At 72.9% G+C, this 1,894-nt stretch carries 1 protein-coding gene; it reads right to left on the bottom strand.

The features are described from left to right. On the bottom strand, window positions 1-1,894 hold a 1,894-nt coding region (locus AC27KI_RS23810), incomplete at both ends, for a cobaltochelatase subunit CobN (RefSeq protein WP_487116197.1).

Here is a 1,894-nt window from a genome sequence, read left to right as displayed (position 1 = left end):
GTGCGCGGCCAGGCTGCGGCCGGTGCGCCGTCCTCCAGCAGTTGCTGGGCGAGCAGCTCCAGCCGCTCGCGCGTGTCGCCGTGGTGCCGCCAGGGGCCGGCGTCCACAGCCTGCAGCGCCTCGGGCCGTGGGCCCTGCCAGGGCTGCGCCGCCTCGATCTGCAGCGGGTCGAAGGGATCGCCGGGCAGCAGGTCGTCGGCCAGGGCCTGCAGCAGCCCGGCCTGAGCACCCTGCCCGTCGCCGGCCGGATAGCGGGCCAGCGCCAGCAGCGTGTCGCGCCGCTGGCGACCCGTCGGCGAGGCGCCGAAGACATGCAGGCCATCGCGGATCTGCGTTTCCTTCAGCTCGCACAGGTAGGCGTCGATGCGCGCGAGGATGGCATCGTCGTCCGGCGCGGCCAGGTCCAGCCCCTCGAGCAGGTGCTGGCGGCGCACCGCATCCAGGATCTGCCGGCGCAGCAGCGTGGCGCGGCGCGCATCCACCAGCAGCGCGTCGTAGTACTCGTCCACCAGGCGCTCCAGGTCCTGCAGCGGGCCGTGGTTTTCGGCGCGGGTGAGCGGTGGCATGAGGTGGTCGATGATGACCGCCTGGCTGCGGCGCTTGGCCTGCGCGCCCTCGCCCGGGTCGTTCACGATGAAGGGGTACAGGTGGGGCAGCGGTCCCAGGATCGCATCAGGCCAGCACACCTGCGACAGTGCCAGGCTCTTGCCGGGCAGCCATTCGAGGTTGCCGTGCTTGCCCACGTGCACCACGGCGTCGATGGCAAACACGTCGCGCAGCCAGAAGTAAAAGGCCAGGTAGCCGTGCGGCGGCACCAGCTCGGCATCGTGGTAGCTTGCGTAGTCCTGCGCACTGGCATTGCCCTGCCCTGGCGCCGCCGCATTGGCGCGCGCCGGCTGGATGCCGATGAACACATTCCCCTGCCGCAGGCCCGCGATCATGAAGCGGCCCTGGCGCAGCAGCGGGTCGGCCTCGGGCGGGCCCCAGCGGTCGTGGATGGCTTGCGCCATGCCCTCCGGCAACGCGTCCAGCCGCGCGCGGTAATCGGCCAGGGCGTAGCTCTGCCAGGCGGGACGCAGCGGCCACTGCGCGGGGTCGTTCGCAATGCCCTGCTGCAGCACGCGCATGAGCGCATCGCCATCGGCCGGCGCGGCCGCGGCGTCGCCCAGGGCGTAACCCTCGGCGCGCAGGCGCTGCAGGATGCCGATCACCGACGCGGGCGTGTCCAGGCCCACGCCGCTGCCCAGCCGCCCCTCGCTGCCGGGGTAGTTGGCCAACACCAGCGCCAGCCTTTTGTCCGGGTTGGGAAGGCCCCGCAGCCGGCACCAGCGCTGGGCCAGCGCAGCGACGAACGCCACCCGATCGGGCTCGGGCTGGTAGGCCACCACGTCGGCCTGCGTGAAGGCGCAGCGGTGCGACAGCCCCTTGAAGCTGATGGCGCGGGTGACGATGCGCCCATCCATCTCGGGCAGCACCACCTGCATGGCGATGTCGCGCGGGCGCAGGCCCTGGCTGTCCGCCCACCAGTCCTCGCGGTTTCCGCCGCTGGCGATCACCTGCAGCACCGGCGCATCGCCCGCGAGCGCGGCCCCCTCCTCCAGCGCCGCGAAGGCCGTGGTGTTCAGCACGAGCTGCACCGCATGCTGGCAGCACAGGTCCTGCAGGGTGGACAGGCACAGCGGGTCCTTGAGCGAATCGAGCGCCACCGGCAAGGGGTTGAGCCCCTGTCCGGCCAGCGCCAGCGCCAGCGCGTCGAACGCCGCGGTATTGCCCGCCATGAGGTGCGAGCGGTAGAACACCAGCGCCACCACCGGCGCGCCCGGCACCCAGGCCGCGCGCAGATCGTCGATGCCGGGCACGGTGTGCCCCGCCGGACGCGCCACGCCCAGCGCCG

It is taken from the genome of Acidovorax sp. KPB24-03 (genome assembly GCF_057546605.1).
The sequence above is the reverse complement of the archived record's forward strand: the minus strand, read 5'-3'. Positions and strand labels throughout refer to the sequence as shown.